Source organism: Corynebacterium sp. HMSC036E10, from assembly GCF_001836265.1.
GTDB lineage: Bacteria > Actinomycetota > Actinomycetes > Mycobacteriales > Mycobacteriaceae > Corynebacterium > Corynebacterium coyleae.
The window spans coordinates 6,768-16,644 of sequence record NZ_KV827928.1 but is presented as its reverse complement, the minus strand read 5'-3'; the positions used below and the strand labels follow the sequence as shown (position 1 = coordinate 16,644).

The 9,877-nt window shown below is 54.4% G+C and carries 4 protein-coding genes; all 4 read left to right on the top strand.

The genetic code is table 11. From position 1 onward, the window contains the following. Nucleotides 1–125 precede the first annotated feature (125 nt). The 4 genes from HMPREF2736_RS00280 to HMPREF2736_RS00265 all read left to right on the top strand — a co-directional run bounded on the left by HMPREF2736_RS00280 (nt 126) and on the right by HMPREF2736_RS00265 (nt 9,806). A complete protein-coding gene (locus HMPREF2736_RS00280) occupies nt 126–3,440 on the top strand; it encodes a helicase-related protein (protein WP_070828624.1) in 3,315 nt (1,104 codons plus the stop codon). After that, nucleotides 3,433–6,267, top strand: a complete 2,835-nt coding sequence (locus HMPREF2736_RS00275; protein WP_070828623.1) for a class I SAM-dependent DNA methyltransferase — start codon at nt 3,433–3,435, stop codon at nt 6,265–6,267. The genes HMPREF2736_RS00280 and HMPREF2736_RS00275 overlap by 8 nt, the downstream gene beginning before the upstream one ends. Nucleotides 6,268–7,707: 1,440 nt before the next feature. Beyond that, on the top strand, nt 7,708–9,177 hold the full coding sequence (locus HMPREF2736_RS00270) for an FTR1 family iron permease (RefSeq protein WP_209272981.1): 1,470 nt from the start codon (nt 7,708–7,710) through the stop codon (nt 9,175–9,177). After that, nucleotides 9,174–9,806, top strand: coding sequence for an iron transporter (locus HMPREF2736_RS00265; protein WP_061941742.1), 633 nt, complete (start codon nt 9,174–9,176; stop codon nt 9,804–9,806). The genes HMPREF2736_RS00270 and HMPREF2736_RS00265 overlap by 4 nt, the downstream gene beginning before the upstream one ends. Nucleotides 9,807–9,877 lie beyond the last annotated feature (71 nt).

Sequence of the window (9,877 nt, the reverse complement as noted above, 5' to 3'; positions counted from 1 at the left end):
CAGAGCCTCACACACAAACTTCCTGACACCCTCGGTTTCCTTAGTGACTTCAATCAGTGACCGGAGCTATAGGCTGGACGCATCGTTTTCATGTGTTCGTGTCGCCCAACCCGTAAACTGTTTTTGTGCCTTCGATCTATGACAATCAAACTGCGGAAACCCGACTCAGTGTGGGTCTCGAAAAGTTCTTTCCTTCCTATGAACGCATTGATGTAGCGACCGGATATTTTGCTCTACGCGGATGGGCGTCACTCGATCCGCTCGTGCGTGAAAGCTTTGAAACCGGTGAGGTTGAAGGGCCGATCGCGCGCATCTTGGTGGGTATGGTACTGCCCGCGCAGCATGAGGAAATCATTGATCAACTGCGTTCGGAAATTTCTCCCAATGAGGATGAAACGCTGTCTCTTCGGGAGCGTGCTCCACAGGTGCGCGAGACGTTGAAAAGTCACTTGCGAACGCAGCTTGCAAGCGGAATTCCGACGGCGCAAGACCGTGAAACTCTGCAGTCTTTGCGGGAGCTTGTCGACCTTGGCGCAGTGGAAATTCGGGTGTACACGAGGCAGCCGTTGCACGGTAAAACGTATTTGCTCCACCACCGGGATCCGCTCATTCCGAGTGCTGGTTTCGTAGGGTCGTCAAACCTCACCGGTGCTGGTTTGAATCGCAACTTGGAATTGAATCTGCACACCACTGAACGCACGTCGACTGAAGAGTTAACAGAGTGGTTTGAGGAGCTGTGGGCAGACCGCTACACGCTTCCGATTGATGCTGACATTTTGGAGGTCATTGACAGTTCGTGGGCATCTCCACAGCCGCGTTCTCCGTATGACGTCTATTTGAAGGTGTGTCACACGATGAGTCGTGATGTGCGTGCCGGCCTTGCACAGTATGAGGTTTCGGATCTCATTGCGGGCACACTTTTGGAGTATCAGACAACGGCGGTGAAAACACTGGCGCGTCGCATCATGCAGCGGCGTGGAACCATGCTTGGCGACGTTGTCGGTTTGGGAAAGACCCTTACCGCGATTGCAGTGGCTCTCATGCTTCGCGACAACCATGGCTTCCAACCGTTGGTCATCTGTCCGAAGAACCTGCAATCCATGTGGGAATCACATTTGAAAGCATATGATTTGCCCGGCCGTGTGGTCCCGTATTCGATGGTGCATTCCGTGCTGCCGACGTTGCCACGCTATCGCTTCGTCATCGTTGATGAGTCTCACACACTTCGTAATGAAGGCACCCGTACTTACAACGCGGTACAGACTTATTTGCATGAGAACGAAAGCCATGTGCTGCTTCTGACGGCGACGCCTTACAACCTGAAATACGGCGACGTGGCGAACCAGCTCGCTTTGTTCCTCGATGAGGATGAGGATCTCGGGCTTACCCCTGAATTCGCGTTGCAACGCAATCCAAATCTTTACGAGAATTTGGAGATGGCGCACTCGACTCTGGCTGCGTTTAGGAAGTCAGAAGAGCCTGAGGACTGGAAGCGTTTGATGGGTGAGCACCTTGTGCGACGGACCCGTAGCTTCGTCTTGAACACGTATGCAAAGGAGGACGACGCGGGCCGAAAGTATCTGGAGTTTAAGAATCCGGATGGTTCTGTTTCTAGTCGTTTTACCTTCCCGAAACGTAAAGCGGTCCCGGTGAATCACGTCTTTGATGATGACGATGCGGCAGCGAAAATGGCGGACACGCGAACGCTTGATGCGCTTGCTGACCTTAAGCTGCCACGCTACGACCTCACTTCGTATCTGATTCCTGATGCGCCGTATCTTGCGACCCCTGAGGACCAGGTGTTCATTGATGATTTCGAGGCGTCGCGGGGTCAGGTTGCTGGTTTTGTTCGCACGAATTTCTATAAGCGTTTGAGCTCTAGCGGGCATAGTTTCGTGCTTTCTTTGCAACGGCACCTGCGACGCAACGAGCTCTTTATTTATGCGTTGCAGAATGATTTGCCGTTGCCTGCGGGCACCATTGATCCGGCAACGTTGTCTGAAGACGATCTTGACTTCGACGCTCTGCTTGCGGAAGTCTCCCCACGCGGTCTGATGTTCACCGATATTGCGGATGATTACGACCGGTTGACAGACGAATCTCCGAGGGGAATTAGGTGGGTTAATCCTTCGCTATTCGACAAGAAGCTTATGCAGGATCTGTTGGCGGATTCACGTGTTATTCGTGATCTGTTGACCTGGTACGGACCGTGGGAAGTACAGGACGATTCGAAGCTTCGTGCTCTTGTTGAGCTTGCCAATAAGCAGCACCCGGGCGAGAAAATTCTTGTCTTCACGGAGTACAAAGACACCGCGAAATATATCGCTGCTGGTCTTAGTGAACTCGGGGTTGGAAGTGTTGGCGTCGCTACGGGCGAGTCAGAGGATGCTACGGCTCTTGCTCGTCGATTCTCACCGAAAACAAACCCTGTGAGCGACGATCAGAAGCCGGTGGCACCAGCGGATGAGATTCGAGTGCTCGTGGCGACAGACGTGCTCTCTGAAGGGCAGAATCTGCAGCAGGCGCACATCATCGTTAACTTTGATCTGCCGTGGGCCATCATCAAACTGATTCAGCGAGCAGGGCGTGTGGACCGCATCGGCCAAGAAGCAGACACGGTGTTGCTCTACACGATGGTGCACGGCGAAGTGGAGGAGCAATTGAATCTCCGTCGTCGTATCCAGCAGCGTTTGGCTGCGAATGCTGCAGCTTTCGGTTCGGATGAGAAGTTCTTCGGAACTGATACTGAGACGAAGGCGATCTCAGATCTCTATGACGGGCGAATCGAAGATGTTTCCTCCGCCGAGGACGTTGATGCCAGCTCCCTCGCTTTCGAAATTTGGGAAGCCGCTACCAAAAACGACCCGGAACTTCGGCGGCGTATCGAGCACACGCCTGATCTGATTGACGCGACACGACCAGGGTTACCGGGTGATCGTGATGGTGTTCTGTGCTGTGCCACAACTGACTCGGGTATTGATTCGTTTGCTTGGCAGAGTGAGAACGGTGCCAACAAGTTGCTGACGGGCCATGAGGCTCTCGCGATTCTGAAATGCACTCCAGATACACCAGCCTTGCCGCTTCGGGAAGGCCACGATGCGACGGTTAAAGAGCTCATTACTGGTGTGATTGCTAAGAATCTGGAAACGTCGGGCAGGCTCCGTGGAGAGCGCCGTATCTTGTGGAACAAGCTGGGGCAGACTCTCGAAGCCCATAGTGATCCTGCTTATGCCGAAGCCCTCGATGCCCTCTATAAGTCACCGTTGACCACGATTGCTATCAACCAGCTTCGGGCGGCTCGTCGTCGTCCAGCTACCACGACTTTGGATCTGCTCGATTTGATGGCGAACCTCAACGAACAAGGGATTCTAACGACCACCGCAAGTAAATCTGCTGATGCGATCCGCATCGTCGCAAGCATGGGAGTGACCAATGCCTAGTTTTCTTTCCTACGTAGACTCCGGCCGCTTTGAAGAGCTTTTCGAAGAGCTTGGCTGGGGTTACGTTCCTCGTGGTGTCAGTTCCATCACAGTCGAGGTGGAGGGCAATCGGTCCTTTACGGCACGACCTGTCGCCGACCAGTCTGGTTTACGCGTGTGGGTAGTCGAGGCGGATGAACTGCCTACCTCCACAGAACAACGCGTTATCGATGCACAAGTGCAGAAGGTGTCTCAGCTGCGTCTGCTTATCTTCACCGACGGTACGCACCAGTCATGGCGTTGGCCCCGTAGAGGTGCAACTGCGGCAACCAACGCAAAGCTTTTGCACCACCGCTACACGGTTGGCGATGAGGACCTAGCAGAGGACCTTGCTCGCCGTTTGGCAATGATTGAGCTGCCGATCGGCGAGTCCATTGGCATTCTTGAGATTCAAGAGCGCATGGCCAAGGCGTTCAACGACGAGGCGGTTAAGCGGTCTAAGCAGGCGTCTAGCCACATGCAGGTCATGAATCAACAGCTACTGGACGCGGGATGTGACACGAGTACTGCTTCTTCGTTGCTCGTCCGTCTACTGTTTTTGTTCTTCGGTGATGACACAAATACGTGGCCTGATAACACTTTCCAGAACTGGGTGTTGCGGCATACGACTGCAGATACCTTGGCGGATAAACTTACCGAGCTTTTTGAGGTGGTGTGTGATCCTGAGCTCGATCTTGCCCTTTCAAAGAAAGGGAAGTATGTCGGTACTGAATATGCCAATTTTAGGCGGATTGACGGCATGTATTTGGAACGTATTGAGCTTCCACCGCTCACTGAGGATTTCCGCCAACAGGTTTTGAAGGCAGGAGAGTTCGACTGGGCAAAGGTCAATCCAGATATCTTCGGAGCTATGTTCCAGCAACTCGTCGACCTAGATGAGCTTCGTGGCAAAGGCGAGCACTATACCAGTGAAGAGAACATTCTTAAGGTCATTGAGCCGTTGTTCTTGGACGATCTGAGGGCACGTTTTGAAGAAGCATTCGACGATCGCGTCGCTTTGCTTTCGCTTCAAGACGAGATTGCTGACTTAGCTTTCCTTGACCCAGCATGCGGATGCGGAAACTTCCTCATTCAGGCGTACAAGCACCTAAGGGGTCTGGAGTTTGAAATCATCATTCGTGCTGAGGAGCTGGAGCTTGCCGAGATTAACGAGGCTCTTGATCGCCATGCTGGTGGTGAAAGGGTTTCCGGAGTGAGGGCTATGCAGAAACGTCTCCAAGAAATCGAGAGTCGCAACGCGATGCAATTCGCGGAGGATTCTCTTCGTAAGTCGAAGATGAGCATGCGCCAGTTTTACGGTATCGAGATTAATGAGTGGCCGGCGAAGGTCGCTTCGACTGCGATGCTTTTGGTGGATCATCTTTGTAACCAGGCGTTTGGTCAGGCAGTAGTGAGATTGCCGATTGAGGAAACTCCAGAGATCGTTAACGCTAATGCTCTCCGTATCGACTGGGCCGATGTCGTTAGTCCCGAGGATTGTGATTACGTCATCGGTAATCCTCCATTTGTGGGTAATTCCCGTCTTGACGCGGAACAGAAAGAAGACAGAGCGAGTGTTTTTGGAAAGCACGGAGGGCTACTGGACTTCGTAGCCTGCTGGCACCGAACCGCCGCAGAGTTCCTCGATGGACAGGGGGGCCAAGTCGCATTCGTTTCCACCAATTCAATCTGTCAAGGTCAGCAAGTAACCCCGCTTTGGAAGCCCATTTTCGATATGGGCTACCGAATCAACTTCGCCCACCGTTCATTCGTGTGGAACACCGAATCGGAGCACCAAGCGAACGTCTATTGCGTTATTACGTCATTCTCGCAAACCGAGTGGACAACGAAGCGGGCTTGGGACTACACGGCTCGCGGGGTTGTGGAGAGCCAGCCCGAACAATTAAACGGCTATCTCGCGGAGGCACCCGCTGTCTTCATCACCCGCCGAACCAAGCCTATCTCCGACGTCCCACCTATGGCCAAGGGGTTTCAGCCAACCGACAATGGCTGGCTTCTCCTCAGCCCCGAAGAGAGAGACCAGCTCTTAAAGGTTGAACCAAATGCAGAGCTCTGGATTCGTCCGTTCTCAATGGGGGAGGAGTTCGTTAAGGGCATCGATCGTTATTGCCTGTGGCTGCCGTCCATTACTGAAGATGAGCTTGCCAAAGTACCGGCCGTGGCGGAAAGGGTAGAAAGTTGCCGAGTGTGGCGACTCGAACAACCTGTAACCGGTGATGCTTACAAGCTTGCGGATCGACCACATCTCCTGAGGCCAACGAGTAAATTTGTGGATCGAGACTACATCGGGGTGCCGGTGGTCACCTCAGCAAGGAGGAAATATGTGCCATTAGGGTTTGTACGCAACGGCATGATTCCGGGGAACAAGTTATTTTTCATTCCCACAAACTCATTGTCTGTTTTGGGCGTGTTGATGTCACAGGCCCACAATGCGTGGATGCGGGCAGTGGCAGGGCGGATGAAGACTGACTACAGTTATGCGAACACAATCGTCTACAACAACTTCGTGTTCCCGCATCTCACTTCGTTACAGCGGGAGGACATCGAAAGTTCTGCGCAAGCAGTGTTGGATGCCCGAGGCTTGTACCCTGATGCGTCGTTGGCGAAACTGTACGACCCTGAGAACGAGTCAAAGTACCCTGAGCTGACTGAAGCCCACAGGGCTCTTGACAGGGCTGTAGAGCAAGCATATGGGTGGGATCTCGACGGTTTGTCTTGGGATGAAAAGGAGACACAAATCGTCTCGTCGCTGTTTGAACTCTACAGCGAGAGAATTAGAAGCGAGTAAGAGCTCTCATCACCTTAGTCTGGGGTATCACCAAGAAGGCAGCGACTTGTGCCAAGCAAGCTGCGGAGGTAGTCCAACGCGCTCCTCTGAGGCGAGGGCTCTGTATCCCCTTGGGAGCAACGCCGAAGCACCGGGCTCATCAATAAAGAGCAAGTCCCACCAAACTTCGTAGCGCGCAAGCGTCTGCAATTTCACCCGTGCCCGTTCGATGTGGCGGGAGATCTAATTAGGGAGGGACAGCGACCATCACGAGGTATTCTTACTCGTGTTGGCTGGGGACTTGGGTTTTTGATCCGAGGGGCCAGTTAACAGGGCGTGACGGTGAGCCATGAGTCGTCTTGACCTGAACCTCAACCATTCGCCTGTTGTCGGATTGGGAGAAAACGGCGAGGATATCCGTTCTTTCGAGACCGTCACTTGCCAGGCCAGGGCCCATCCGCGGCGAGCGAGTTCCAAAGCGACGTGATGCTCGCCGATTATCTTTGTCTGCTTCGTATCCACCCCCTTTAAGAAGCCGATCAAGTTTTTTCTATCGCTAGCAAGTAGTTTAAGCTCATAGCCAACAAAACTGTCAAGAAAGTAGTTTCTACCATGGGTTTATTCGGAAATATTGTTGGCGGATTTCTATCATCCCTGGGCGGATCTGACGATGAGTGGTACTGCGATCGCTGCAGTGCTCAGTTGAACGACCAGCCAGGCTTCACGACTGATTATCAAACGTGGGAATGCGCAGAATGCGGCCATGATAATGACGTAACAAGCGCCAACCTCTACGACAGTCATGAGCACTACCAGGAGGTCATGGGAATACCCCCGTGTCCCTCTTGCGGAAACATGGTTCAAGGGGATGCGCCCGATGCCACTTATTGGTTCAATTGCACTGGTTGTGGCGAGCGCTTCTACTTGGAGAACGGGGAACTCATCAGTCCTTTTGACAATAGCCGTCGCTCTACCGGGCGTACGTGTGAGAGCTGTCAGCAGGAGCTTCGCGGTGATTTCACTGCACCATGGGAGGATGGAGGAAACTCCTACGGTTATGTCCGGTGCGCGTCTTGTGGCTATGAAAATATCATCGATGCGGGCTAGTAAACCTAAATATTCGCGTCTACCAAGCGATTGTGTGCACTGAGGAAACGACTGGCCTGATTCATCATTCAGTCCAATGATCGCAATACGTCAGCACTGTCTATAACGAGCGTTGTGTGAAGCGTAAAATCGTTGCTTCCACCGGGACTTGACCCTTAAGGTCCAATTTAGGTATACTTTACCTACCACAGATCCCCAGAGGTGCTTATGTCTGCTTCCCTGCTAACCAGAGATACGAAGACGGGATCGCCGACGCGATTACTGCTTGGCATGCTTTTCTGCGTGCTCCTCCTGATCTTTTCTCCGATGCCCGCTCACGCTGACAGCAGCAAGTGGGACAGCATCGCCGATCAAATGGCAACCCAGCTTGAACAGGTTGCAGACCAGCACGAAGCCGGCGACGCAGAGGCAGTCCAAAGCACGATCCGCAAAGCGTATTACGAGCTGTACCAAGCCACCGGACTCGAGGATCAAATCAAACACCGTCTCGGCACCGACCGCACCGAAGGCTTTGTCTCCGAGCTGCTCGGTTTGCGCACGCTGTCGCAGCAAAACGCCTCCCCCGAAGAAATTGGGCAAGCCGCGGCAGCGGTCATTGAGCGTTTACGCACAGACGTGTCCGAGCTTCACGAAACACCCGAGCTGCAGGATCAGTGGACACGGGTAGCGATAAACATCACCGAGCTCGTTCAAACCGCCCAGGAGCGATACGCACAGGGCGACGGCGACGGCGCCGCTGAGGCCGCAAAAGACGCCTACCTGAGCCAGTACGAGGCAAACGGTTTAGAAAAAGCCACGATTTCCTACATTGGGCACTCTCGCGTGACGGAAGTTGAAGCGCTGTTCCAAGACCTCCGTCAGGCTGGCAAACAGCACTCCCTCAGCGATGCGGAGTACAGCGAACTCGGCGACCGGCTCATCAGCGCAGTCACCGAAGACGCCGCCGCCCTGGACCAGCTCACCAGCGGCGACGAGCTGGGCTGGCGCGGGTTCTTCGCATCGTTCCTGATTCTGCTGCGCGAAGGCGCGGAGGCGCTGCTGGTGATTGCAGCGGTGACAACCTACGCAATTAAAGCGAACCGACGCGACCAGCTCAAAGGCATCGGATTGGGCGTGGTTGCAGCGGTGCTGATCTCGGTTGCTTTGGCCGTGCTGTTCTCCTTCGTTGCCAGCACCGCAACGAGTGGTTTTGGGCAGGAGCTACTCGAGGGCATCGCGGGTCTGCTCGCGGTGGTGATGCTGATTTGGGTTTCCAACTGGGTGCTCACAAAAGCAAGCGGCGAGAAGTGGGAAGCCTATGTCTCTCAAGCCGCTGGCGAAAAAACACGAACCGGAGGGGCGTTCGCGCTCGCCATGGTGGTGTTTCTCGCGGTGCTCCGAGAGGGCTTCGAGACCATCATGTTCTACGCCCCGATCATCGCCGGCGCGAAAACCGGCGGAGATCACGTCAAGATTTGGCTCGGGGTTCTCGCGGCGGTTGTGATCCTGGCGATTCTGTTCTTGCTCGTGTGGAAGCTCGGCATCAGGTTGCCGTTCCAGCAGTTCTTCAAGTGGACTTCCATCCTGCTGGGTCTGCTTGCCATCACCATCGCCGGCGGCGCGATTAAAGAGTTCCAGGACGCAACCCTGGTCCCGATCCACAGGATCGACTGGGTTCCTGAGATCTCCTTCCTCGGGATATACCCAACCCTTGAAACGCTCGCCGGTCAGCTTATCGTGGTTGCTCTTTTGGTCGCTTTGTGGCTGCTTGCAACTCGAAAAGAAAAAACTACTGACGCCGCTGTGGCTGCAGTGGACAACACAATTGAAAGGAACGATCAATGATCAAAAAGCTCACCCCCATCGGAGTCGGCCTGGCTCTGGTTATGAGCCTGTCCGCGTGCAGCGACGGCGGAATGAATCAGGGCTCGGAGACTGACGATCCGCACGCGGGTCACTCAGCTGAGGAACAAACTGACGACGCGGTCGTGGGTATTAACGAGATCCCGGTGGGCGACTCGGGTCCGCAGACCAATGGACCGCTGCAGATTGACCTGGTTTACTTCCAGGCGGTTGATATGGAGCACGGATCCATGGCGATGCCTCCCGCATCTGAGTCAGACATGCATTTCGAGATCGACGTCGCCACCACAGAGGAAGCCGCGGAGTGGGGCTACGAGGCCGATCAGTACCTGCCGTATCTCGACATCACCGTGATCGTCACCGAGAAAAACACCGGCGAGGAAATTGACCTGGGCACGATGATGCCGATGATCGCCTCAGACGGTCCGCACTACGGCAACAACATCAAGCTTGCACCAGGCGAGTACGACGTTGAAGTCAGTGTCCAGTCGCCCGGTGACAAATTCATGCTCCACACCGGTAAGGACTCCTCGGGCGTGAAGGGTCGCTTCTGGCAAGAACCGCTGAAGTTCGAATTCAAGAACTGGCAGTGGGATGGCCAGCTGCTCTAAGTAGCGTGAATCGGCTTCGATCGGTCAGGATGCGCCTTCCCCCCCCCCCCCCCCCCCCCCCCCCCCCCCCC

What these genes read in the sequence shown, in the direction of transcription:
- HMPREF2736_RS00275 (WP_070828623.1), top strand. Translation starts at nt 3,433, where the DNA reads ATGCCTAGTTTTCTTTCCTACGTAGACTCCGGCCGCTTTGAAGAGCTT.
- HMPREF2736_RS00270 (WP_209272981.1), top strand. Translation starts at nt 7,708, where the DNA reads ATGGCAACCCAGCTTGAACAGGTTGCAGACCAGCACGAAGCCGGCGAC.
- HMPREF2736_RS00265 (WP_061941742.1), top strand. Translation starts at nt 9,174, where the DNA reads ATGATCAAAAAGCTCACCCCCATCGGAGTCGGCCTGGCTCTGGTTATG.